19 protein-coding genes and 1 tRNA gene are annotated in these 24,432 nt (G+C 32.7%); 7 read left to right on the forward strand and 13 right to left on the reverse strand.

The window, feature by feature from the left end:
* Nucleotides 1–55 precede the first annotated feature (55 nt).
* The gene (gene ybeY, locus ACFQ0I_RS03185) at nt 56–466 is read right to left on the reverse strand and encodes an rRNA maturation RNase YbeY (protein ID WP_379939268.1); all 411 of its coding nucleotides are present in this window, start codon (nt 464–466) and stop codon (nt 56–58) included.
* Entirely contained in the window at nt 459–3,836 is a 3,378-nt protein-coding gene (locus tag ACFQ0I_RS03190) for a hypothetical protein (protein ID WP_379939270.1), read from the reverse strand. Before ACFQ0I_RS03190 ends, ybeY begins: the two co-directional genes overlap by 8 nt.
* Nucleotides 3,837–3,927: 91 nt before the next feature.
* On the opposite strand from ACFQ0I_RS03190, the gene gltX reads away from it, so the two are divergent.
* Both gltX and ACFQ0I_RS03200 read left to right on the forward strand, forming a co-directional pair.
* Nucleotides 3,928–5,439: a glutamate--tRNA ligase gene (gene gltX / locus ACFQ0I_RS03195; protein ID WP_379939271.1), complete on the forward strand. Its 1,512-nt coding sequence runs from the start codon at nt 3,928–3,930 to the stop codon at nt 5,437–5,439.
* A 224-nt stretch (nt 5,440–5,663) separates the two neighbouring features.
* The gene (locus tag ACFQ0I_RS03200; RefSeq protein WP_379939273.1) at nt 5,664–6,590 is read left to right on the forward strand and encodes an SPFH domain-containing protein; all 927 of its coding nucleotides are present in this window, start codon (nt 5,664–5,666) and stop codon (nt 6,588–6,590) included.
* A gap of 49 nt (nt 6,591–6,639) precedes the next feature.
* On the opposite strand, the gene ACFQ0I_RS03205 is transcribed toward ACFQ0I_RS03200, so the two are convergent.
* The 3 genes from ACFQ0I_RS03205 to ACFQ0I_RS03215 all read right to left on the reverse strand — a co-directional run bounded on the left by ACFQ0I_RS03205 (nt 6,640) and on the right by ACFQ0I_RS03215 (nt 10,434).
* Nucleotides 6,640–7,797 carry a GNAT family N-acetyltransferase gene (locus ACFQ0I_RS03205; protein ID WP_379939274.1) on the reverse strand — a complete coding sequence of 386 codons (1,158 nt, stop codon included), beginning with the start codon at nt 7,795–7,797 and terminating at the stop codon, nt 6,640–6,642.
* A 65-nt stretch (nt 7,798–7,862) separates the two neighbouring features.
* Nucleotides 7,863–8,348: a DUF1761 domain-containing protein gene (locus ACFQ0I_RS03210; protein WP_379939276.1), complete on the reverse strand. Its 486-nt coding sequence runs from the start codon at nt 8,346–8,348 to the stop codon at nt 7,863–7,865.
* A gap of 79 nt (nt 8,349–8,427) precedes the next feature.
* A complete protein-coding gene (locus ACFQ0I_RS03215) occupies nt 8,428–10,434 on the reverse strand; it encodes a glutamine--tRNA ligase/YqeY domain fusion protein (RefSeq protein WP_379939278.1) in 2,007 nt (668 codons plus the stop codon).
* A 78-nt stretch (nt 10,435–10,512) separates the two neighbouring features.
* Between ACFQ0I_RS03215 and folB the strand changes: the two genes are divergently transcribed.
* Together folB and ACFQ0I_RS03225 are read left to right on the forward strand one after the other, a co-directional pair.
* Nucleotides 10,513–10,875, forward strand: coding sequence for a dihydroneopterin aldolase (gene folB, locus ACFQ0I_RS03220; protein WP_379939280.1), 363 nt, complete (start codon nt 10,513–10,515; stop codon nt 10,873–10,875).
* A 51-nt stretch (nt 10,876–10,926) separates the two neighbouring features.
* Nucleotides 10,927–10,997 (forward strand) — tRNA-Cys (locus ACFQ0I_RS03225).
* An 18-nt stretch (nt 10,998–11,015) separates the two neighbouring features.
* Here the strand turns inward: ACFQ0I_RS03225 and ACFQ0I_RS03230 are convergent.
* From ACFQ0I_RS03230 to ACFQ0I_RS03245, 4 genes are all read right to left on the reverse strand, one after another.
* On the reverse strand, nt 11,016–11,711 hold the full coding sequence (locus tag ACFQ0I_RS03230) for a LysE family translocator (RefSeq protein ID WP_379939282.1): 696 nt from the start codon (nt 11,709–11,711) through the stop codon (nt 11,016–11,018).
* Between the two features lie 120 nt (nt 11,712–11,831).
* On the reverse strand, nt 11,832–12,506 hold the full coding sequence (locus tag ACFQ0I_RS03235) for a head GIN domain-containing protein (protein WP_379939283.1): 675 nt from the start codon (nt 12,504–12,506) through the stop codon (nt 11,832–11,834).
* Nucleotides 12,507–12,574: 68 nt separating this feature from the next.
* Nucleotides 12,575–14,794 (reverse strand): FUSC family protein, encoded by a 2,220-nt coding sequence (locus ACFQ0I_RS03240; protein WP_379939285.1) that lies wholly within the window; start codon nt 14,792–14,794, stop codon nt 12,575–12,577.
* 368 nt (nt 14,795–15,162) lie between these two features.
* Nucleotides 15,163–17,397 (reverse strand): ribonuclease R family protein, encoded by a 2,235-nt coding sequence (locus tag ACFQ0I_RS03245; RefSeq protein ID WP_379939287.1) that lies wholly within the window; start codon nt 17,395–17,397, stop codon nt 15,163–15,165.
* Between the two features lie 624 nt (nt 17,398–18,021).
* Here ACFQ0I_RS03245 and ACFQ0I_RS03250 point away from each other — a divergent pair.
* From ACFQ0I_RS03250 to ACFQ0I_RS03260, 3 genes are all read left to right on the forward strand, one after another.
* A complete protein-coding gene (locus tag ACFQ0I_RS03250) occupies nt 18,022–18,456 on the forward strand; it encodes an RpiB/LacA/LacB family sugar-phosphate isomerase (RefSeq protein WP_379939289.1) in 435 nt (144 codons plus the stop codon).
* A complete protein-coding gene (locus ACFQ0I_RS03255) occupies nt 18,457–19,374 on the forward strand; it encodes a cation diffusion facilitator family transporter (protein ID WP_379939291.1) in 918 nt (305 codons plus the stop codon).
* Nucleotides 19,375–19,478: 104 nt separating this feature from the next.
* Nucleotides 19,479–19,922 carry a GNAT family N-acetyltransferase gene (locus ACFQ0I_RS03260; RefSeq protein ID WP_379939293.1) on the forward strand — a complete coding sequence of 148 codons (444 nt, stop codon included), beginning with the start codon at nt 19,479–19,481 and terminating at the stop codon, nt 19,920–19,922.
* Between the two features lie 113 nt (nt 19,923–20,035).
* On the opposite strand, the gene ACFQ0I_RS03265 is transcribed toward ACFQ0I_RS03260, so the two are convergent.
* The 4 genes from ACFQ0I_RS03265 to rnpA all read right to left on the reverse strand — a co-directional run bounded on the left by ACFQ0I_RS03265 (nt 20,036) and on the right by rnpA (nt 24,420).
* Nucleotides 20,036–21,445: a T9SS type B sorting domain-containing protein gene (locus ACFQ0I_RS03265; RefSeq protein ID WP_379939295.1), complete on the reverse strand. Its 1,410-nt coding sequence runs from the start codon at nt 21,443–21,445 to the stop codon at nt 20,036–20,038.
* Nucleotides 21,432–22,286, reverse strand: a complete 855-nt coding sequence (locus tag ACFQ0I_RS03270) for an OmpA family protein (protein WP_379939297.1) — start codon at nt 22,284–22,286, stop codon at nt 21,432–21,434. The genes ACFQ0I_RS03265 and ACFQ0I_RS03270 overlap by 14 nt, the downstream gene beginning before the upstream one ends.
* 110 nt (nt 22,287–22,396) lie before the next feature.
* Nucleotides 22,397–24,031, reverse strand: a complete 1,635-nt coding sequence (locus ACFQ0I_RS03275) for a S41 family peptidase (RefSeq protein WP_379939299.1) — start codon at nt 24,029–24,031, stop codon at nt 22,397–22,399.
* Complete coding sequence (gene rnpA / locus ACFQ0I_RS03280) at nt 24,028–24,420, reverse strand: ribonuclease P protein component (protein WP_379939950.1); 393 nt, start codon at nt 24,418–24,420, stop codon at nt 24,028–24,030. Before rnpA ends, ACFQ0I_RS03275 begins: the two co-directional genes overlap by 4 nt.
* Between the last annotated feature and the right edge of the window lie 12 nt (nt 24,421–24,432).

Genomic DNA, 24,432 nt, shown 5'->3' on the forward strand with positions numbered 1-24,432 from the left:
GAACATAGTTTGATTTTTAATTTTGAATATGCAAATATACACTGAAATCTTTTAATCAGGCAAGTTGCGCTAAGTAGTGGTTTTCTTTGCTTCGCATTAAGGCTGCCTCTTTTTTAGATTTATCCTTGTACCCACAATAATGTAGAATGCCATGCACCATAACCCGATGCAATTCTTCGTGTACCATAACCCCGAAATCTGCAGCGTTATCTATCACTCTTTCAATAGATATATAAATATCCCCCTGTATACTTTTTCCGACCGAGTAATCAAAGCTAATTATATCGGTTAAAGTGTCATGATTTAGGAACTCCACATTCAGTTTATGCAAATATGCATCATCACAAAAGATGTAATTCACCTCTTCTAATTCGCAGCCTTCTTCCTTAATAACTCCGCTAATCCACGCCTCTAATACCGATTCGTTATCCAGCGAAAACTCTGTTTCGTAATTAAAACTAATCATTGCTTTGCTTAAAATACTCTTGTACTTTCATTTTATAAATTTGGCGCAAAGGTAATGTTTGTCTGTTTAATATTTCAGTAGTATTAAAATATTGCTTCGCCGTTGGTATTTGACTATTGGAGTTACTATTGTACTCAACATCATTTGTTTTAGATTGACGCTTATTATCTTCACCTTGCTGAAAACTTGCCTTCTCCAATTTTAATAATTGATGTTTTAAATCCATCATTTTCTGTAGCGTTTGGTTTGTGAATCCTTTGTTTAATAAATCTAATTCTATCTCTTCCATTCTTCTTAATAAAGAATTACTTGTGGCGTTCTTACCTTCCTTCGCCATTTGTTCCTGCAATGCGTTTCGCAACTCTTGTTGTTGTTGGTAAATTTGATATAACAAACCATTTAAATCTTCGCGGGTTCCTTCCTTATTTCCGCCTTCTTTACCATCATTTCCTTTGTTATTTCCTTGCTTCCCGTCCTCGCCTTCCTTTCCGTTTTCACCACTTTGTTTGCCATTCTCTTGCTTAGGTTTTCCAGATTCACCTTTCTTTAAACCTTCTTCCATCATCTTATTAAGTTCTTCCTGACTCATAATTATATCTGGCAATTGCATATCTCCATTACCACCTTTTCCAGCAGACATACTTAAATTTTCCTGCATATTATCTAACACATCACTTAAGAAATCCGTTAAATTATTTGCTGCTGTTATGGTGAATTGCTGATTGGAAATCCCTTGAAAAACGCGACTGTCTGAAAATAATTCGAGTGCCTTATCAATATTATAATACACCTCGGTGATTTGTTTATTAACCTCTTCTGATAACTTTGGTTGACGAAGCGATAACGCAAACAAACTATCGTCTACATGTTCAAAATGTTCTTTTAAACTATTTTGTTTTTTTAAATAACTAGCAAATTTGTTATGATTTTCTTCAACTGATTTAAACTGATTCATCAGCTTTTCTTGGTCGAAAGAGAATACCAAAATATTATCCAGAATTTGTCTTAACATATACACATCTTCTTCCATCTGCTCGCCGCTTCCAGCCTGCATCATACTCTGCATTTGCTGACTCATTTTCTTCATTTTTTGAGCCGCCGCTTTTTGACTTTTTTGTGCATTTTTTAAATTTTGACTTTTATCTGTATCTTGACTTTTCTCTTTTTTAATCAATTCATCAGAAGCATTTTGTTGCTCTTTTTTAATCTCAATTTCCTCTAACTTATCTTGAGGAATATCGATAGGTTTTTTTAAAGCGGCTCCTTCTTTCTTTAATTCTTCTAATTGTTTTTTAAAATCATCAAAAGCTTTATTAAGTGCATCCTGTTCCTCTTTCGTGTTTTTTTCTTCAGGTACGTTTGCTAATTTTTCTTGATCTTTGGCAAGATTTTCTAAATCATCTTTTAGCTTATCGAGTTTCTTTTCAACATAAAACCGCTTCGTTAACTCTAACAATTGTTCAAGACTTCGTTTTTTGTTTTTGTTCTGTTTTCCTAATTCTTGTAATTTCTGAGCTAGTTCTTCCTTGTTAATTTTATCTTGAACTTTTTGCAATTCCTCTAAAAGCTTTTCATCCTTTTTTAGTTGTTCTTCATTCTCTTTTAATCGTTCTTTTAAATCTTCAGCAAACCTATCTTCTTCTTTATTCTCTTTTAAAAAATCTTCGAGATTATCTTTCAACTTTTTATTGAAATTCTTCATTAACTCATCTTGCTGTTCCTGACGTTTTAAAAATGATTCGAGCTTCTTTTTATCATTAAAATTTAAACGTGGTTTTTCCTTTTGTGTTTTTGATAATTCTTCTAATTGCTTTTCCTGTTCATCAAATTTTCCTAAAGATTTATTCAAATCTTTTATTGATTGACTCTGAGCATTCAGCTGTTTTGTTACTTCTTCTTCTTTCGTGCGTTTTCTATAACTAAAGGTATTACTTTTTACACTTTTATACTTGTTAACTTCATCATTATCATATACTTGGAAGTACAATTGATAGGGAATACCTGCCTCAATATTTAAATTATTAGGAAAAGCCGTTATAAAATCTGAAACATTTGAATTTGATACCGGAATAGTAACACTTTTCTTTGAAGATTCATTATCACTTGGATAGTAAACAAGCTCTAATTTATTAAAACCATAATCATCGCTTAGTGTGCCATGAAAGTAAAGTGTTTGTAAATCTAAACTATCCTTTTTCATTTTAACATCAATCACAGGAAATTCATCCTTTACCACATCAATAGTAAAAGCTAGATTTTCATAATCTTTTAGGTTACTATTACTGGTACTTATAGCATAGTTGAAATTATTAAATACGCGTTTCGAAACATTGAACTTTCCAGAATTACCACCAGCAAACGCCACTGTATCCTTAGCATATAATTGCACACTTTCCGTAGATTTGGTTGTTAGTAACCAAGTAATCTTAGTGCCTTCTGGCACCATGGCATTACCAGTACTTTTTAAAATGGTTCGTTTATTTTTAGTGTAAGCTGGATAATCTAAAACCATTTCGAAACTTACCAGCGTCGGCACTGAAATTATCTGTAAAGTATACGGTTTCGAGGTAACATTATTAGCCATTAATTCAAACTCGATATCCTCTTTAGGTTGTGAAAAGATAAATTCGAATTCACCCAACCCTGTTTGTTTTAAAAAATAAACTTCGTCGTTATAAACGATTTGAGCGTTTTCTGGAATTATCTCCCCAGCCGTTTTAATTAGTAATTTAAAATCTTGGTTTTCGATGGCTTTCAAATTTGAATTCACAACAAAAAACTGAAACGGTGCTGGTGGCTCATAAGCTGTTTTATAATGCACAACGCGTTCTAAACTTGAATTTAACCAAGTACCATTTCCAAATAAAAAACTTACCAAAAGTATGATAACAGGTATCACAGCATATTTTACATACTTAATATTCCCTTTAAAATTAATTGCCAGTTTAAATGGAATGGGACTTAATTGAACAGATTTCTGTTCTATACTTGCCATCAATAATTCTGTTTGTAACGGATTCTTATGAAGTTGTAAAACATTCAATAACTTATCGCCTACTTCAGGAAAATGGTTTCCAATAATCTTAGATGCCTGCTCGTGATTAATTCCTTGCTGAAGCTTAAATAATTTTGCTAATGGAATAAAAATGAATTTAACAAGCAACCCTAACTCAACCCCTACGAATAACCAAAATAAAACAGTTCTCGCCAAGGTATTAAGCCATAAAACATGCTCAATAAAAATGGTAACTAAAAAATACAACAACCCAAACGCAATAAACAAAATTGTTCCTTTAAACAATTCGTTAATGTAAAACCGTCTTACGAATGCCTCTAATTTAGCCTCAATATTGTTAAAATTACTTTGCATCTCTTTTAATTAACCCACTAAACTACAATTTTATTTTTTACACTCTTTATAATTATGTGTTAATTGTATCTTTGCAGCAAATTTACAAAACATGACCAAAAATGTTCGTGTGCGTTTTGCACCAAGCCCAACCGGACCCTTACACATAGGAGGTGTTCGTACTGCATTATTTAATTATTTATTTGCTAAAAAACACAACGGTACGTTTATTCTACGCATAGAAGACACCGACCAAAATCGTTATGTGGAAGGTGCAGAACAATATATTATTGATGCTTTAAACTGGTGCGGAATTCCCTTTGATGAAGGTATTAACAAGAATGAAAAATTTGGTCCGTATAGACAAAGCGAACGCAAACATTTATACAAAAAATACGCAGATGAATTAATTGCTAGCGGCAACGCTTATTATGCATTTGATACTGCTGAAACTTTAGATTTCCACAGAACCGATCATGAAGCTAAAGGAAAAACATTTATTTATAACTGGCATAATCGTTTAAAGTTAAATAATTCGTTATCCCTTAGCGCTGAAGAAGTACAGGCTAAATTAGATGCTGGCGACGAGTACGTTATTCGCTTTAAAAGTCCGCAAGACGAAACTTTACATTTAACAGACATTATTCGCGGCGACATTAAAATAGATACCAATATTCTAGACGATAAAGTTTTATTTAAAAGCGATGGCATGCCAACTTATCATTTAGCAAATATTGTGGACGATCATTTAATGGAAATTACGCATGTTATCCGTGGAGAAGAATGGTTGCCAAGTTTAGCCTTACATTACCAATTATACAAAGCATTTGGGTGGGAAACTCCAGAATTTGCACATTTACCATTAATTTTAAAACCAACCGGAAAAGGTAAATTAAGCAAACGCGATGGCGATAAACTAGGCTTTCCTGTGTTTCCGTTATTATGGAAAGATCCAATTACGAACGAAGTTTCACGAGGCTATAAAGAAGATGGGTATTTCCCGGAAGCTATGGTAAATTTCTTAGCATTTTTAGGATGGAATCCAGGAACAGAGCAAGAACTATTCAGTCTTGATGAACTTATTAACGCTTTTGAATTGGAGCGTGTTAATAAATCTGGTGCTCGTTTCGATCCTGATAAAATTAAGTGGTTTAATCATCACTACATGCAAGAGCAACATAATGATGAATTAGCTGAAGCTTTTAAAAATATACAACCAGAATTAGCGACTATCGATGTTAATTACATTTCGATTGTAGTAGGAATGATTAAAGAACGTGCAACCTTTATATCCGATTTTTGGGCACTTAGCTCCTACTTCTTTCAAGCGCCTGAAACCTACGATGAAAAAGCCTCTAAAAAAGCTTTTAAAGAAGGGACAAAGGAACTTTTAACCACTGTAATTACCCTAATAAACACTACAGAAGATTTTTCTGTTGAATCGCTTCAAACAGCTATTAAAGGCTGGATAACTTCAAATAACATTGGATTTGGTCAAGTTATGATGCCCCTACGATTGGCTTTAGTTGGCGAATTACAAGGACCAGATGTGTTTGATATTATGTTTATGATTGGAAAAGTGGAATCTGTTAAACGCATAGAAAAAGCAGTTTCTATTTTGTAATGAAAGCTTACGAAACCCATAATAACATATGGTTAAAAAATAGACCACAAAGCTGTTTTTGTTACGCCATGTAACTCCTGCATTTTGTTAGCACTTTTTAATAGACATTATGTGAGAAATATTTTGTTATAAAACAAGGTATTAATCTCACGAATGCGATGCGTTGTAATTTTTTCATAGTATCTTTAGAGTTAAATTTATAACAACTTTTTAAATAACATACTATGAGTCTATTTTTTCCAATTGTAATTTTCTTCGGATTAATTATTTTAATCTCCTCATTTTTTACAGTAAAACAACAAAGTGCTGCTATTATAGAACGCTTCGGCAAATTTCAAAGCATTCGTCATTCTGGTTTACAATTAAAAATCCCATTAATCGATAGAGTTGCTGGCCGATTAAGTTTAAAAATTCAGCAGTTAGACGTTATCATCGAAACTAAAACTTTAGATGATGTTTTTGTTCGTCTAAAAGTATCTGTTCAGTACCGTGTTTTAAACCAAAAAGTTTACGATGCGTTTTATAAATTAGATTATCCGCACGACCAAATAACCAGCTATGTATTTGATGTAGTTCGTGCAGAAGTTCCTAAAATGAAATTAGACGATGTTTTCGTTAAAAAAGATGATATCGCTTTAGCTGTTAAAGCAGAACTAAATGACGCTATGCTTGATTACGGATTTGATATTATAAAAACATTAGTTACAGATATCGATCCAGATGCGCAAGTTAAAGAAGCCATGAACCGAATTAATGCTGCCGATAGAGAAAAAACCGCAGCACAATATGAAGGTGATGCAGCACGAATCCTAATTGTAGAAAAAGCAAAAGCTGAAGCAGAAAGCAAACGTTTACAAGGCCAAGGTATTGCAGATCAACGTCGTGAAATTGCGCGTGGTTTGGAAGAATCTGTACAAGTATTAAACAAAGTGGGAATCAATTCGCAAGAAGCATCGGCTTTAATTGTGGTTACTCAACATTATGACACGCTACAATCAATAGGTCAGCACACCAATAGCAACCTTATTTTACTGCCTAATTCACCACAAGCAGGTAGCAATATGTTAAATGATATGCTGGCAAGTTTTACCGCAAGTAATCAAATAGGTGAAGCTATGAAAGAAGCAAAACTGAATAAGGAAAAAGAATAATTATTTGTTTCAAATTAATTCAACCCCGGATTTAAATTTCGGGGTTTTTTTATGCCTTAAACGGATGCCGTTCTTCCCATGTTTGTTTCGGATTCATCAATCCGAAAATCTGCTTTAACAAAGCATTCATCACGTAATTTGTATGTTTAATGTAAACAACCATCGCTTCTGCCTTCGCTCCTACAGAACTTTTTATTTCCATAGCAGTTCTCGCATAAACAACCGTTTCAAATTTATTGTGAATACCAAATTCTAGCATGCTGTAAAGCATATTTAAATAGAGCTGATTTTTGTATTGGTGCGCCGTATCATATCCTAAAAAATAAGTTTCAAGATGCTGATTATTCAAAATAAGTGTAAAAAATCCAACAAGCTCATTATTTAGATAATACCCAAAAACCTTAAATTTTTCTTCTAATTGAAGCTTCAAACAATAAAAATGATTTTCGGGCAATATAAAGGTGTTAAATTTAGCGTTGTTAGAAACGTTTAGATAGAGCGCATGTAATCTCTTAGAACACGTTTTAATGGCTTCTAAATCCATTTCTTCGCAAACTATGCCGTTTAGTTTATTTCTAGCGCTTTTAAACCTTTGTTTGTACTTTTTATTCAAGGCATTTAAATAATCCGTTTTCGTTAACCAATCTGGATTCACCTTTAAAATCATATTAGGCTGTACAGAAACTTTATGCAATGTATTGCTGTTGAAAAAATCATTTTCTAAATGAACAGCATCGTTCAAAAAATAATCTTTAAACATAATAACGCGTATGGTTTTGTTTAATTTTTCCTTTATCTCTTTCTTAATGGTTTCAACAGCATCAAAAACCAAATTTAAAAACTCCCTTTGCGTGATGTGTTCTTTCTGAAAAAACAACCCATGTTGCCCTGTATGCGTTATATTACCAACCACTAAAATATTTCCTTTTAAAACTTTAGAAACAGTATCTCGAACAAATTCCTTTAAACAAGAAACTTCTGTTTTTCGAAACATATCTTTTAAATACAATTGCACACGTTGTATGATAGCGACACCGACTAATTGCTCATTTTCAAAAATTCCGACATAAAAAAGTTGAATGTTATTAGGCGAGCCATTTTCGAGTGCTTTTAGATATTTTGATTGTAAAAAAACATCGTGTACCACCAATTGATCCCAAGAATCTGGTAAGCTTTGAAACGATGAATAAATTTTAAATGATTTCAATATGAAAAATAAAAAGACCGAAGTTAAACACCTCAGTCTCTATTTATGTTAATTAATTACAAAAATTATCTCCAGCCACAAATAATTGCTCCCATAACACCTAAAGTAACTATCCAATAGCCACTATTTATAAAAATGTATTTAGCGCTTTTTCGTTCAAATAATGCGTTCGTACCAATAATGGGTAGCGCAATAAATATCCCGGTAAAAACACCATGAAATGCTCCGTGTTTAAAAGTTCTAAAGACATCACTATAGTCTGCTAAAAAAGCAGCGTAAGAAGGTAATGCATTGGCTTCGTCGCCACCAACTAAGCTAAAAGCGCCCATTTGATGAATTACAATTCCTGGTAATGCTGTTGCTAATAGAAATGCGAAAACTAATGCCAAACCAAAAATTTTAAGCATGTTACCACCTTTAATTTGTTCGTCGGTCATGCCTGCTGCCTGCATCCAGGCGGTTCCAAAAACTTTGGGGTTGTACCAAATAAATCCGACAACTAATGCCGAAACAGCTGCAACAACTATTGCAAGCGGGTTTAATAAATCCATAATATTTTAATTTTAGTTAGTAGTTAAATATAGCTAAAATTACAATATGTGTTAAATTATTATGAATACACTAAACATTTTATTTTAAAAGCTTTGCTTCTGAAACTAAAATATCGTTAGAATCTTGTAACGCTGTATTAATGAATGCTTCAACGTCTTCAGTCCGTTTTAATCCGTTTTCAAGCAATACGCCTAAAGTTATCATAGTCGCAATACGCGTTCCAACTTTTTTAGCGGCAGTATTAAACCATGGCTCCAATTCGTCATAACTAACATTTTTAGCTAATGTTTTAATTTCTGCCTTCGCTTTTTGTTGTTTTTCTTCTGGTAAATTCGTGTATTTTTTACCTAATTGCTGAATAACATCAATCGCCTTGCGTTGTGGTTGTGAATTACTTGGTTGTGGCTTAGCAGTTTTAGATTCTTCTTTATTTGAAGTATCTATTTTTGCCCAGGTATCGCGCAATCCAACCGTTTTATTGAAAACTAATTTCGATGCAGTTGCATCTTTATCGACATTAAAATAACCTAAACGTTGAAACTGAAACCTGTCTCCTACTTTCGCTTCGGTTAAACTTGGTTCTACATAAGCTTCGATGATTTTTAAAGACTCCGGATTTAAAAATTCCATAAAATCTTTATCCTCATGACTGTCTGGAGATTCATCCATAAACAATCTATCGTATTCTCTAACTTCTGCTTTTACAGCATGTTTTATAGAAACCCAATGCAAAGTTCCTTTTACTTTTTTAGATGTATCTTCAGAATAGGTACAATGAATTTCTGTAATGTTTCCATCAGCATCTTTTACCACAGATTCCGCTTTAATAATATACGCGTTTTTAAGTCGAACTTCACCACCTAGTTTTAGCCTGAAAAACTTACTGCCTGCTACTTCTTTAAAGTCTTCCTTTTCAATATATAATTCTCTGGAGAACGGAACTTTTCGAAAACCAGCACTCTCATCTTCCTGATTGTTTTCTGCTTCCAACCATTCCTCTTTTCCTTCTGGATAATTAGTGATTACCAATTTCACCGGATCTAAAACGGCCATAACGCGTGGTGCTGTTTTATTTAAATCTTCGCGAATACAGAATTCTAAAAGCGATACATCAATAACATTATCGCGTTTAGCAACTCCCACTGTTTCAACAAACTTTCTAAGCGAATTTGGTGTATAACCTCTTCGGCGTAAGCCAGAAATGGTTGGCATTCTTGGGTCGTCCCAACCACGAACAATGCCATCTTCTACCAATTTAAGCAACTTTCGTTTACTCATAATGGTATAGCTTAGGTTTAAGCGTGCAAATTCACGTTGTTTAGGTCTTACTAAATTAGGGTCTACAATCTGATCTAAAAACCAATCGTACAACTCTCTGTGCGGTTTAAACTCTAAAGAACAAAGCGAATGAGAAATCTGTTCTATATAATCACTTTCGCCATGTGTCCAATCGTACATAGGATAAATACACCAGTCATTACCCGTTCTGTGATGATGCTTTTTTAGAATACGATACATTATAGGATCGCGCATCAACATATTGGGATGCTGCATATCTATTTTGGCACGTAAAATATGAGAACCTTCTTCAAATTCACCGGCCTTCATACGTTCGAATAACTCTAAATTTTCAGCCACACTCCTATTTCTATACGGCCCATCAACACCGGGTTGTGTTGGTGTTCCTTTTTGTTCTGCCATGGCTTCGCTACTTTGCGAATCTACATACGCCTTTCCTTCTTTTATAAACTGTACCGCCCAGTCGTATAATTGCTGAAAATAGTCTGAAGAATACAATTCTTTATCCCACTTATAACCTAACCAGGAAACATCTTCTTTAATGGCATCTACATATTCCTGCTCTTCTTTTGCAGGGTTGGTATCATCAAATCGAAGATTTACAGGGGCATTATAGGTTTCTCCAAAACCAAAACTAATACCAATGGCTTTTGTATGTCCAATGTGTAAATAGCCATTAGGTTCTGGCGGAAAACGAAAACGTAATTTATCTTTTGGCATTCCATTAGCCAAATCTTCTTCAATAATTTGCTCTAAAAAGTTCAGAGATTTTCTTTCTTCAGACATAAAAATGTATAGCAATAGGTAATTAAACTAAAATATTGTGTAAAATTAGGTAATTTTACCGACTTAAAAATGCATAACATGGGAATAATAAAAGTAGAAAACATTCGAATATTTGCGCACCACGGCTGTTTATCTGAAGAAACTAAAATTGGAAGTGATTATCGGGTAGACTTAAAAGTTACAGCCAATTTACAAACCTCTGCAAAATCAGACAAACTATCTGATACTGTGGATTATGTATTTTTAAATCGCATAATAAAACAAGAAATGGCAACCCCTTCTTACTTACTGGAAACGGTTGCAAAGCGTATATTAAACCGAATTTTTTCTGAAGATACCATGGTTAAAAAAGCAACTGTTTGGATTAGTAAAATAAACCCACCAATAGGTGGCGATGTGGAGATGGTAACCATAAAAATGACCGAAAAGCGGAAAAAGTAATTTTAAATGTTGTAAAGTCTTTATTTTTTTTAAATTTGCACACACAATTAGGGTGTCGTGGCCGAGTGGTTAGGCAGAGGTCTGCAAAACCTTGTACAGCGGTTCAAATCCGCTCGACACCTCAAAAAAAAGCTTTCAGTTTATTCTGGAAGCTTTTCTTTTATAGGGCTAATACGTTCTAAACGATCCTTAATAAGTTTCTTTTCTTTAGGAAAAAAGCCTTGTACCAATAGTAAAACACCAAATCCTAAAATAACTAAAGCAATAATTTTTTTGGTTTTATAGATTAGTCTTGGTGTTAATCGACTTCGTAATTTTTTAGCAACCACAATTTTAATAAGATCCACTAAAAAATAAACAATTAAAATGGTGCTTAAAAATACGATCACTCCATCGGTAGACGAGGTTAATGAATTACCTAAAACAATAAAAGCAACCCAACCAAATAATACACCAATATTGATAAAATTTAGCAAAAAGCCTTTTAAAAAGAGTTTTCCGTAGCCTTTTTTAATTTCTACTTTATGGTATTCTTTTACAATACTTCTAAAAGATTTTGATGTTTTAATAAACGTGATAAAGCCATAAGCCACTAATAAAACACCTCCAAAAATTAAAAAACTAGGATCGTCTTTAACTTTCTCTAAAAGCCTGTTGGTACTAAAAAATGCTACTAGAATAAAAATTACATCTGCCAGCATAACTCCACAATCGAAGATTAAAGCGCTTCTAAATCCTTTGGTTGCGCTAGTTTCTAGAAGCACAAAAAATACTGGCCCTATAGTAAACGCTAGAATAAATCCGAAAGGAATGGCTGCGACAATATCATCAAACATAATAGAAAGTAGCTTTACACAAAGTAAAGAAATATTTTAAACTATATTCTTTCTTTTACGTTCTATTTAACAGAAAACCCATTGTTTACAATGGGTTTTCTAATTATTATTTTATAAATTTTAATTGACTCTGCTTATTCGTCCTCCAAGAACTTTACTCTCATTTACAGTTTCAGGGTTGCCATAAATATATACATCGCCACCTGCTCTAATTTTAACATCTACTAACTTTGTAGCATTTACATGTGCTTCACCAGCAGCATTAATGGTTACATCGCTTTTTTCGGTTTCCAAAGCTTCACCGCTATAAACACCACCTGTTAACAACGATACATTTTGAGATTCACACGTTCCTGAGCTTTTAATTTTTCCGCCAGTTACTGCTTTAACAGTCATGTATTTAACATTAACAGGCACATCAATAGAACCGCCTTCTTGAGCTCTTAAATTTAAATCGTATTGTTTAATCGCCTCTTTACTGTATGCCTTGGCGCCTTCATTAACATCAATAATATCAATAGCTTTGTAGTATAAAACAACCTTGGTTTTACTACCATCAAAAATTTTCTCGATATTCATTTTAATTTTAAGCGTGCCGTTTTTGTTGTTGATTAAAACATCTTCGCTGTTATTTCCGGTAATAACGACTTTGTTTTCTTTGGCGTTTACTAATTCGACTTCGATTAAATCGTACACTTTAAGTTCGGTGAAATCACCAATTGATTTTTCTATTGGATTTTGAGCTGTAGTAATTCCTGAAATTAAAATAGCTGCTACTAAGATTACATGTTTCATTTTATATTTTTTTTAATAAACGTATTAAATCAATAATTATTCCGTTGTAAATTAATTTTATGAAAACTTTAAATTTTCTTCAATTTTTTGACTAAACTTTCGGATAAGTTATATAACCATCTTACTTGTTCGGATACTAATTTGGTTTCGTGCAATTGTTGTCTCATTTCTTTTGAAATTGGCAGTCCTATTTCAATTTCTTTATCTCTCGCTGAAGATAAATTTTGAAAATAATCTTCATAACGTTTTGATGCCTGTGCTAATTCATCAGTATCTAAAATTAGGTCTGATGCCTCTTCATTATTTAATAATCTTTTAGCCGCATCTAAATTAAACAAAATATGCTTGATATAAATTTCAAATTGTTGGGGAACTTTGCGAGTTTCATTGGTACGTATAAACATACCTAATGATGAAAGTGACGACAAATACGTGTTTAAAATAGTAATCAGTTCATAAATTACAGCACTGTTTTCTTGCTTAGATTTTGGATCTCTAATTAACCTTTGATACGCTGCATTTAAATTACCGACCTCTAAAAATGCTTCTTTTCTGGCTAAGCTATAGGTAGTTGATATTTCACCTTTTACATGGTAAAATGTATCGATTTCTTTTAAAAAAACTATGAATGCCTGAACGGAATTGCTAAAATATTCTTTAATATTTTTAGATTCCCAGGCTGGCCAGAAAAAGTAATTTCCAATAAATGCTAAAGAAGAACCAATTAAGGTATCAAAAACCCGAAACTTAATAACTGTTAGAATGTTTGGATGGATTAAGGCAAACATAAAAATAACATACATGGTGATAAATACTGCCGCATTACGATAGTTGTTTTTTACTAAAGAAAACCCAATTATTAAAGAAGTGGCAGCAATTATGGCATACAGTAATTGGTTTTGTGTTAATAAAACAATGCCAACACCAATGGCAGCTCCAATTAATGTACCTACAACAAGTTGCACAGTGCGTTCTTTGGTTAACCCATAACTGGGTCTCATAATAACCACGATGGTTAATAAGATCCAATACGATTGCTGCATTTCAATAACATTACCGATAATAAAACCAATTAACATGGTTACCGTTAAGCGTAATGAATGCCTGAATATGGGTGACTTAAAACTAAAGTTGGCCGTTAGTTTTTTAATGTCGTAATCTTGCGGTGTAATAAATTGTTCGGCATCTTTTATAGATCTAATCTTATCGTTTTTAGAGTAATTATCTAATATCCTCACTATATCATAAAGATTACCTATTTGTTTTTCCTGGTAGGTTTTATAGTTTAATAAAAAAATTACACCTTCTCTCGACTTTGGCAAACCAACACTAACTTTATAAGTTTGAATATGGCTTTCTATTTGCTTTAGAATTGCTTTAGAATTATTATTAAACGTAAGCTTTTCTTCTTTTAAGATAACTTTAGAAACATGATTTAATCGTTCTGAAATTTCAAAAATTAATGATTGAAACGCCTCTGAAATCTCATGATGGTCTTTGAATAATGTATCAAACTTTTCATAATCGATGGTATTAGAAATAGCCAACTCATAAAGCTCCATAATTTTAGAAAAAATAAGCTGTTGCCGTCTGGTTCTGTTACTAAAACCTGAGCTAACTCTTTTTTCTAAGATAACTTCCCGAATGGTTTCGTGAAGCTCGTTAATTTCTGTTTGAAGCTTAAAATTTTCTTCAAGAAGCTGGCTTCTATTGTTGGTTTCGACTAAAAGTTGTCCACGATTATGAATAAATTCTGATGTTTTTTCAATCAATTTTACAAACAAAAAATCTACCTGAACTGTTGAAAAAGCTATTTGGGTTAACATGGTTAGAACTAAAAACCAAAATCCTCCTAAAGCTATAAATAGCGCATGTGCTAAAATGGATATTTCTGCACCTTTATGTGTAAATGCTAAAACAAAGGCTAATAACCCTGTTAATGAAATTAATGAGGCTCTAAAACCAAATACCGAAATATAAGAAACCGAGAAAACTACAACAATTAACAACGGTATTAAAACCCAAAAGTAACTACTAAAATAACCAACTAACAGGGTGATGGAAAAAGCTAAAATAATGGAAGTTAGTATGCCGTAAAACTTATGTTTTAAACTACCAGGTACATCGGATGGTGCACATAAAATAGCTCCTAAAGCGATGCTAAACCCAATATCTAACCTATTAAAAGAAAATATTGATATTAGTACAGGTATAGCCATAGCTAAAGCCACTAAAAAGGCTTTAATGAAATGTACACTCTTAAAATATCTAATTAAATTATTAATCATAAACTAAGTTTCAAATTTAATAAGTATTTTTAGGTTAGTCTGTTTCTTATGAAGATTTAAACTTAAATTAGTATTAAAATAAATTTAAACAGATTTACTACTGCATAATTTATAAATGCTTTAAAATAGCATACACTATTTTACAAACTTACACGCTGTATTTAATTAAATCTTATTGATAAAAATTTTAAATGAAAGCCTAAACTTTAATACATAAAGTGCACATGATGCAGCTGCGTTAGGGATTGAACGGTTTGTTTTAAATCCCTTTTTTTTCTTTAAAAAAAGGATTGAGTAGTGAAAGCCCGACGCTAGCTGTACCCAAAAAGTACAGCTAGCGTAACGCCAAAATTTTTAGATTAAAACTTTTATTCTGCCTTACCTATTAAATTAAAATCGAGGTGTTTTTTAACTAAATCGGTGTTTTTAACTTTTACAACGACTTCATCACCAAGTTGATACATGGTTTTTGTAGTTCTACCTATCATAGCATACAACTCTTGATCGAAGGCATAATGATCGTCTTTCATATCGCGAACGCTAACCATACCTTCGCATTTATTCGATATGATTTCTACGTAAATTCCCCAGTCGGTAACGCCTGAAATAACACCTATAAAATTTTCGTCTTTATGATCTTGCATAAATTTAATCTGCATGTATTTTATGGAGTCGCGTTCTGCCTTGGTTGCCAAATTTTCCATGTTAGAGGAATGGTTGCATTTTTCTTCGTAAATATCTTCGTTTACCGAATTTCCACCATCTAAATAATGTTGTAATAAGCGATGTGCCATGACATCGGGATATCTACGAATGGGCGATGTAAAATGGCTGTAATAGTTAAATGCTAAACCATAATGACCGATATTGTGAGTAGAATATTCGGCTTTGCTCATACTTCTAATCGCCAATGTATCTACTAAATTTTGTTCTTTTTTACCATTCACTTCCTTAAGTAAATAGTTAAGTGAAGCCGAGGTGGTTTTACGATCTTTAAAGTTTAATTTGTATCCAAACTTAGACACAATACCTTGTAATGTTGCTAATTTACTATCGTCTGGTTCATCATGAACACGATACACAAAAGTCTTTTTCGGGTCTTTTTTACCAACAAACTCTGAAACCTTTCTGTTGGCTAACAACATAAATTCTTCGATGAGTTTATTAGAATCTTTACTGGTTTTAAAGAAAACACCAACCGGATTTGCATGCTCGTCTAAATTGAATTTTACCTCTACTTTGTCAAAAGAAATGGCTCCAGCACTCATACGTTTTACACGCATTTTTTTAGCTAGTTGATCCATTTTTAAAATGGCTTGTGCTATATCTTGGGTGGTATTATAAGCTTCTCCAGTAAGTGAAACTTCTTTTGGAATGGTTGTATCGATTTTATCTAATTGAGAGGTTTCGTCTGCGCTCAACCTGACATTATTTTCTATAACAGCTTGGGCTTCTTCGTAAGCAAAACGGGCATCGCTATAGGTTACGGTTCTGCCAAACCATTCGTTTTTAATGTCACATTTATCATTCATTTGAAACACTGCTGAAAATGTTAATTTCTCTTCATGTGGTCTCAAAGAACAGGCATTGTTAGATAATACTTCTGGAAGCATGGGTACTACCCTATCTACCAAATAAATAGAGGTGGCGCGTTCGTAAGCTTCGTCATCTAAAACAGTGCCTTCTTGAACGTAATGCGATACATCGGCAATATGAATGCCTATTTCATACAAACCATTTTTTAATACTTTAAACGAAAGGGCATCATCAAAATCTTTCGCATCTTTTGGATCGATGGTAAAGGTTAAATCTTGACGCATATCGCGACGTTTAGCAATTTCTTCTTTTGTAATTGAAGTATCTAATTGATTTGCAAATTGTTCTACCTCATAAGGAAACTCAGAAGGTAAGCCATATTCTGCCAAAATAGAATGTATTTCGGTATTATGATCTCCAGGTTTTCCAAGAACCTGAACTATTTTTCCATAAGGAGAATCGGCGTTTTCTGGCCAATCTTCCAATCTCACCAAAACCTTATCGCCGTCTTCGGCTTTATTAATTTTATTGATAGGTACAAAAATATCTTTGTACATTTTATTACTATCGGCTACTACAAAGGCAAAATTCTTTTTTTCCTGAATTTGAATGGTACCGACATATTCTGTTTTTTCTCGTTTTAAAACCTGAGTAATTTCGCCTTCCATCTTACCACGATGGCGGCGTTTGTAAACATAAAATTCTACTTCATCGCCATTTAAGGCTTTATTCATATTGTTAGATGCAATAAAAATATCGTCATCAAAATCATCCGAAATAATATAACCAGATCCTTTTGCAGATAAATCTAAAATACCAGTATGATATTCGGTGTTAATAACTGCTTTAAATTTACCACGTTCTACTTCTTCTATCTCTTTTTTACCTTGTAAATCGCGTAATTTTTTTATAATTTGATTTCTGCTACTAGCATCGTTAACACCAATTTTAGCAGCAATTTGTTTGTAATTGTAAGATTGATTTCTATCTTTTTTTAAAATACTTAAGATTGTATTTGTAAGGTTGGAAATACCTTTATTGGATTTCCCTTTTTTCTTTCTTGTCATTTAATTTTTTGTAATCATATTCTTTTCCTAAAGATACATAGGAATTTGTTATTTTAAACTTAATAATAGAGAAGATGTTTGCATTAAGTTTATGCAAAGTTACGGTTTATTTAATTAACCATATTTCTTAAAGGTTAAATTAACTTAAAACAAGTTATCCACATTATATATAATATCAAATATTTCTTTTAAAATTTTAAAAAATAAAATGATGATGATGATTGGTTGTTAATAGCGGTATAACTTTTTTAAATTTTATTTTGATAACATTCAATTTACATTCTATTAATAAGTAATTAACATGTTATATTAATTTAAAAGCTTCATTTTTAAGTATTTTAAATTTTATATAAACAGTTGTTAACAACTAAAAAACACGGTTAATTATTAATAACTTTTTTAAAAAAGGCTGTTTATATGCTTCTTTTTATAGCTCATAACATTTCAAAAAAAAGTGACTTAAATTTTTGGTGATTTGGAGTTGATTTTTGATTGAAAAAATTAATGGATTTTCAATATTTTATTTTTAAAAAATTATAAACACTTATTAACAAGTAATGAATAGTATAATACACATGGTTTATAATTATTACCTTTGTAATTGTTTACAATAAATATATAAAAATGAAAATATCTATAGGCAACGATCACGCCGGTACCGATTACAAATTTGCTATTTTAAAACATTTAGAATCAAAAGGTTATAAAGTTATTAACCATGGAACCGATGCTAATGATAGCGTAGATTATGCCGATTTTGTACATCCTGTAGCCGAAGACGTTGAAACTAAAAAAGCCGATTTTGGTATTTTACTTTGTGGTAGTGCTAATGGTGTGGCAATGACTGCTAATAAACATCAAAACATACGTGCTGGGTTATGTTGGAACAAGGAAATTGTACATCTTATACGCAGCCATAATAATGCCAATATTTTATGTATTCCGGCGCGATTTACTGCAGAACAACAAGTTATAGAAATGGTTGATGTTTTTTTAAATACAGCTTTTGAAGGTGGGCGTCATCAATCACGAATCGATAAAATACCAGTTTCTTGCTAAATGGGTCATTCTCATAGTCATTCGCACTCCCATAGCCATAACGATCTTAAAGGACGCAACCTTTTAATATCTATTTTATTAAATATCCTTATTACTGTTTCGCAGGTAATAGGTGGTTTGGTATCTGGTAGTTTGGCGCTTTTAAGCGACGCACTTCATAATTTTAGCGACGTACTTTCTTTGGTGGTGAGTTATGTAGCTAATAAACTGTCTAAAAAACAAGCTTCTATTCACAGAACCTTTGGTTATAAACGCGCCGAAATTTTAGCAGCTTTTATAAATGCCGCCACGTTAATAATTGTGGCTATTTTGTTAATAATTGAAGCTATTAAACGATTCCAAAATCCTGAAGACATAAAAACAGGTTTAGTTATCTGGTTATCGCTACTTGGTATTATTGCTAACGGAGTAAGCGTGCTTTTATTAAAAAAGGACTCTAATTCGAATATGAATATGCGTAGCGCGTATTTACACTTATTAACAGATATGATGGCGAGTGTTGCGGTACTTATAGGTGGTTTATTAATGAAGTTTTACCAGATTTACTGGGTAGATAGTGCCTTAACTTTAGCCATTGCCATTTATTTAATTTGGATGGGTTACGATTTGTTAAAAACGTCCACAAAAGTACTCATGTTATTTACTCCAGAATCGGTGCCTATAAAAGAGATTGTTGCTGAAATTAGTGCTTTTGAAGCTATTAAAAATGTACATCATGTGCATGTATGGCAGTTAAATGAAGACGAGGTTCATTTAGAAGCTCATATTGATTTTAATTATGATATAACACTTTCTCAGTTTGATGCTATTTTAGATGACATTGAAGAATTAATGTATCATAAATACGATATTAATCATGTTAACATTCAACCAGAATTTGGTAAATGCGATGTGAAAGATTTGATTGTTCAGGATTAACAAATCCCTTCGAAAAAGGAATCTGATTAATATTTTAAGATGCACAATTAGTAGTTTAACTTAATAAGATTGCCATGACTTTTTAAAGTTTTGTAATACCATTTATGATAACAACCGAAGTAAAAACCTTTTCAGAATTAACGCTTCAAGAATTATACAGAATTTTACAATTACGAAGTGAAGTATTTGTAGTAGAACAAGATTGTGTGTATCAGGATATTGATGGAAAGGATGAAAAAGCACTACATGTTTTAGGTTTTAAAAACAACAAGATTATTGCTTATACCCGACTGTTTAAAGCGGGCGATTATTTTGAATATGCCAGCATAGGTCGCGTGGTTGTTGCAAAAAACGAACGCGCTTTTAAATATGGCTACGATATTATGGATGTTTCTATAAAGGCAATCAAAACGCATTTTAAGGAGCAAAAAATAAAAATTTCGGCGCAAGCGCATTTAAAATCTTTTTATAACAACTGTGGTTTTATTGAAATTGGCGACGAATATTTAGAAGACGATATTCCGCATATCGCCATGATACGAGAATAACTTTTCGGCATTTATAATGAAGTATTATGTCAGGTTGAGCGCAGTCGAAACCTATTACCGAAATTTTAAACCTCTTGATTGCTCTTAAAGGCACACTTAAAACCAATAAAATTTTAGCGTTTCAGAGCAAAATAGCCTCTAATAGTTTCGCCTGTAGTTAAAGAAATTACATACCAATAAGTATCTGTTTTTAAGAGTTCTCCCTTAAAACTACCATTCCAACCTATCGAATTCGTAGGAAGGTATTTTAATAACTTCCCGAAACGGTCGAAAATGGCGATGTTTTTAATGCTGTTATTAAAATCCTGAACCTTCCAATAATCATGAATACCATCATTATTAGGTGTAAAGTATTTTGGAATATAATAATCTTCGGTGATAATCAACACACTAAAACTACTTTCGTTCGTAGCGCAAAACGATTCGTTATAAATATAAATAATTTGAGAATTGTTAATAATGTCACCTGCAAAAAGAGGCGTTCCAGTACCACCAGATTGTGTAAAATAATTGCCATATGTAAGCGCTGGCAAGGTGTAAGTTGTCTGGGTAAATACACTATCTAAAGTATCAACATTCACAAAAATACGGCATTGGTCTTGTGCAGACACGTAGTTTGAAAACGTTGCCGGATTCCAAATAGCATGCGCTGCAGACGGGTTATCTACCACCACACAATTTAAATTTATATTATCGCTAAAATTTACAATAGTATTACTGTTGTTACCGTTTCTAAGATTTAGCTTACATAATTCGTTGTTGCTGCAATCTAAAGTAGTGAGGCTGGAATTTTGAGTAAAATCAAGTTCCGCTAATTGATTGTTGTTACAATAGATGGTTTGTAAACTTTTGTTATTGGTGACATTTAAAGTGGTTAAAAAATTTTGTTCGCAAGATAAGTAAGTCAGGTTGGTATTGTTATTAACATTCAAACTCGTCAATTGGTTATTACCGCATTGAAATCTGTTTAAGGTTTTGTTATTGGTAACGTTAAGGCTTGTAATTTGATTTTGTTCGCACACCAACACATTTAAGTTTGGGTTGTTTAAAGTATTTAAACTTGTTAAGTTATTATCCCAACAAACTAACGAAATCAACCCCGTGTTTTTTGTAACATCTAAGTTTGATAATTGGTTACTATGGCACCAAAATATTTTCAATTTAGTTAGCAGTGTAACGTCTATGGAAGTTATCTGATTATTATACATAAACAATTCTTCCAGTTTGGTGTTTTTAGAAAGATCTAAACTGGTTAAAAAATTTACAGCACAGTTAAGGGTTATTAAATTTGTAAACGCTTCTATTCCTGTTAAATCTGAAATATTTTTACTGGCCACATCTAAATTGGTAATGCCAATAATATTTGCGGTTGGCACAAACCCATCTATCGGTGCGGTATCGAAGCCCTGAAGAATTAATTCCTGTTCAAAATTTGGGTCGGGAATCGCGGTATTTTGAGACACACCCACAACACCTATAAAGGTTAAAAAAAAACCGACATAGTATTTTTTAGTTACCCACATAGGTTATTAATATTTCTACGCGTCTGTCAAATTTTGGGTCGCCGCCAAGCGGAAATTTGCGGCGTAAACCAATGCGCCTCATACGTTTTTTATCCACCCCTTTTTTTGCAAAATAATCATAAATATATTGCGCGCGCGCTTCAGAGAGGTTTCTAAGATTGGTTTTTCTATCAACCGCATCTCTGCTGTTTTGTGTACAACAAACATGGCCTTGTATGGTAAAATAAATATCCTTTCGCTCCACTAAAACGTTTGCAATCGATTCCAGCAATTTCTTAGATTCTGGTATTACCTGACTGTATCCTGTTTTAAATAAAATGTTTTCAAACACTATTTTATCGCCTACTTTAAGATCGCCTTTTAATAGTTCGGGAACGTCTTTCTTTTTAGTTTCAATAGGTTGTTCTTTCTTTACTTCAACAACGGGTTTAGGAGGTTTCGCTTTTACTAAAATTTCTACTTTTCTGTTTAAACCACGTATTTTAACAACATTTTGTTCATTCACTATTTTTAACAACACCTCCCCTTTTCCATCAACATTACTTATTAAATCTTCACTAATTTCATTGTTAGAAAAAATGGTTTTAATAGCGTTTGCACGATTTTGAGATAGTTTTAAGTTATAGGAATCGGCACCTCTATCGTCGCAAAATCCAAAAATGGAAATCGATTCAATATCGATATCTGCTAAGGATGAAATAAAAAGAAGCAACCGGTTTTCTTCGGTGGAATGTATGTCGTATTTATCGGTATCAAAATACACTTCATGTTTTAATTCCTCTTGAGAAAAAACAAGGGTAGCATGAAGCATAATTAATATTGAAACCAATAGTTTGTTCATAGATTGGAGGATTGAACTCGATATAAATATACTATATTTAATGAATTCTTATAAAAACAAGCCCTCTTTTAAGGCTAATTACAACTTCCGCAGGTCTAAAAACACCTAGATTATTTTAAATAGCCCATATAGTTAGACGAATTACCAAGTATCTCGGTTGCTTTTTTAATTTTTTCGTCGTGGGCTTTATAGTATTCAAATAAGCCTTCTCGATACACGTAACGCTTAATAATTTCTTCGGTTATTAAGTCGAGTAAATACGATTTGTTTTCGTCTATTACAGCCGTTTTAGATTTATTTAAATTTGAAATTAAGGTATTGTAATCTGTCTGAATCTTATCGTTTAGAGATTCTTTTTTAGATGTTTCAAAGGCTTTTTTAAGTGCCTTTTCCGTTTCCGTTTCAAAAGAAAAATTATTGGTTTTTAAATGGTTTTTAAAGTTAACAAAATCGGCATCGGTAAACACTAAATTAGATACGTCTTGTTTTGGGTGTTTGTAATAATAATCGGTTGCGAAATTAAAAATTAAGTCGGTGTTTGCCAGCGCATCAATAACTGCCGATTTTTTAGATGTATTAAAGGCCACATCTGGAAACACGCCACCGCCATCAAAAACTTTTCTTCCATTTTTGGTTTTAAAGACATTGTAGTTTTCTTGTTTTACACGGGTAGCTTCCCCTTTTTCGTCTTTATGTGCGTAATCAAGCGCTTGTATGCATCTTCCTGAAGGTGTATAATAACGAGAAATGGTAATTTTTACTTGAGTGCCGTAAGTAAGTTCTTTTGGGCGTTGTACCAAGCCTTTTCCAAAACTTCTTGTTCCAACAATTACAGCACGGTCTAAATCTTGTAAAGAGCCGGCAACAATTTCGCTTGCCGACGCACTACCCCCATCAATAATAACTACAATGGGTATTTGCGTATCAATTGGTTCGTTTTGTGTGATATAGGTTTTGTTGTATTTTTTAACTTTCGATTTTGTAGTTACCACCAACTGCCCTTTCGGAACAAACAGATTCACAATATTTATAGCTTCGTTAAGCAAACCACCAGGGTTTCCGCGTAAATCTAAAATGATGCGTTCGGCACCTTGGGCTTTTAAATCGCGCAGCGCATAATTGGTTTCGGCTGATGCTTTATCGTTAAATCGGCTTAAAACAATATAACCGGTTTTAGTATTAACCATCGAAAAATACGGAACCGCTTTTATTTCTACTTCGGCGCGTTTAATGGTTGCGGTTTGTGTTTTTCCTTGGCGTTTAAAAGTTACTTCTACAGAGGAATCAGTAGCTCCTTTTAGCAATTCGCCAGCATCTTCTTTATAAGTTTCTATGAGGGTATTACCAACTTTAATAATTTCGTCGCCCGCTTTTAAACCCGCTTTATCGGCAGGATAATCTTTATAAGGTTCTACAATTATAAGTTTGTCTTTTAAGGTTTTTACTTTAGCGCCAATGCCTGTGTAATCGCCTGTATTATTAATTCTAGCCGCTTCAACATCTTGCTCGTTCATAAAATTAGTGTATGGATCTAAATCGGCCAACATACTTTTTATAGCTGTGTCCATTAAATCGCCCGGGTTGGTTTCATCCACATAATTCATGTTGAGTTCTTTAAAAAGCGTGGTGAAAATTTCTAATTGTTTCGCAATTTCAAAAAAATCATTTCTAAACGCTGTGGTTGTTAAAAACAAGACACATGCTAAAGCTGGAATTATTATCCTTTTTTTCAATACATATTTCATGGCTTTTCTATTTTAGGTTCTGAAACAGCTTTTAAAAATTTTTCAAATAGGAGATTCATCTGAGTTTCAATCTGTTTTAAAGTGGGTTTCTCTTTGCCAATATACAAAATCATAAACGCGTATTGTGTTGTAATGTTGTTAAAATAGGCCGCTTTGTTTATTCTATAAGATTCTCTCAATAAACGTTTTATGCGATTTCTATCTACGGCCAATTTAAAATAGCGCTTACTTACAGAAACGCCTGTTTTTGCTTTTACATCATCGTTAAAAGTTGTTGGTATATAAACCAATCTTAACGGATATGCAGAAACAGATTTTCCGGTAGCAAATAACTGATCGATTAGAATTTTGCTTTTTAGTTTGTCTTTTTTAGAATAGCTCGCCACCATAAATTTTATTAT

Origin of the sequence: Mariniflexile aquimaris, assembly GCF_042676825.1 — a bacterium.
GTDB lineage: Bacteria > Bacteroidota > Bacteroidia > Flavobacteriales > Flavobacteriaceae > Mariniflexile > Mariniflexile aquimaris.

Bases quoted from the DNA above. Each gene is read 5' to 3' on its own strand.
- ybeY (WP_379939268.1), bottom strand. From the start codon at position 466: ATGATTAGTTTTAATTACGAAACAGAGTTTTCGCTGGATAACGAATCG.
- ACFQ0I_RS03190 (WP_379939270.1), bottom strand. From the start codon at position 3,836: ATGCAAAGTAATTTTAACAATATTGAGGCTAAATTAGAGGCATTCGTA.
- gltX (WP_379939271.1), top strand. From the start codon at position 3,928: ATGACCAAAAATGTTCGTGTGCGTTTTGCACCAAGCCCAACCGGACCC.
- ACFQ0I_RS03200 (WP_379939273.1), top strand. From the start codon at position 5,664: ATGAGTCTATTTTTTCCAATTGTAATTTTCTTCGGATTAATTATTTTA.
- ACFQ0I_RS03210 (WP_379939276.1), bottom strand. From the start codon at position 8,348: ATGGATTTATTAAACCCGCTTGCAATAGTTGTTGCAGCTGTTTCGGCA.
- ACFQ0I_RS03215 (WP_379939278.1), bottom strand. From the start codon at position 10,434: ATGTCTGAAGAAAGAAAATCTCTGAACTTTTTAGAGCAAATTATTGAA.
- folB (WP_379939280.1), top strand. From the start codon at position 10,513: ATGGGAATAATAAAAGTAGAAAACATTCGAATATTTGCGCACCACGGC.
- ACFQ0I_RS03230 (WP_379939282.1), bottom strand. From the start codon at position 11,711: ATGTTTGATGATATTGTCGCAGCCATTCCTTTCGGATTTATTCTAGCG.
- ACFQ0I_RS03235 (WP_379939283.1), bottom strand. From the start codon at position 12,506: ATGAAACATGTAATCTTAGTAGCAGCTATTTTAATTTCAGGAATTACT.
- ACFQ0I_RS03240 (WP_379939285.1), bottom strand. From the start codon at position 14,794: ATGATTAATAATTTAATTAGATATTTTAAGAGTGTACATTTCATTAAA.
- ACFQ0I_RS03245 (WP_379939287.1), bottom strand. From the start codon at position 17,397: ATGACAAGAAAGAAAAAAGGGAAATCCAATAAAGGTATTTCCAACCTT.
- ACFQ0I_RS03250 (WP_379939289.1), top strand. From the start codon at position 18,022: ATGAAAATATCTATAGGCAACGATCACGCCGGTACCGATTACAAATTT.
- ACFQ0I_RS03255 (WP_379939291.1), top strand. From the start codon at position 18,457: ATGGGTCATTCTCATAGTCATTCGCACTCCCATAGCCATAACGATCTT.
- ACFQ0I_RS03260 (WP_379939293.1), top strand. From the start codon at position 19,479: ATGATAACAACCGAAGTAAAAACCTTTTCAGAATTAACGCTTCAAGAA.
- ACFQ0I_RS03265 (WP_379939295.1), bottom strand. From the start codon at position 21,445: ATGTGGGTAACTAAAAAATACTATGTCGGTTTTTTTTTAACCTTTATA.
- ACFQ0I_RS03270 (WP_379939297.1), bottom strand. From the start codon at position 22,286: ATGAACAAACTATTGGTTTCAATATTAATTATGCTTCATGCTACCCTT.
- ACFQ0I_RS03275 (WP_379939299.1), bottom strand. From the start codon at position 24,031: ATGAAATATGTATTGAAAAAAAGGATAATAATTCCAGCTTTAGCATGT.
- rnpA (WP_379939950.1), bottom strand. From the start codon at position 24,420: ATGGTGGCGAGCTATTCTAAAAAAGACAAACTAAAAAGCAAAATTCTA.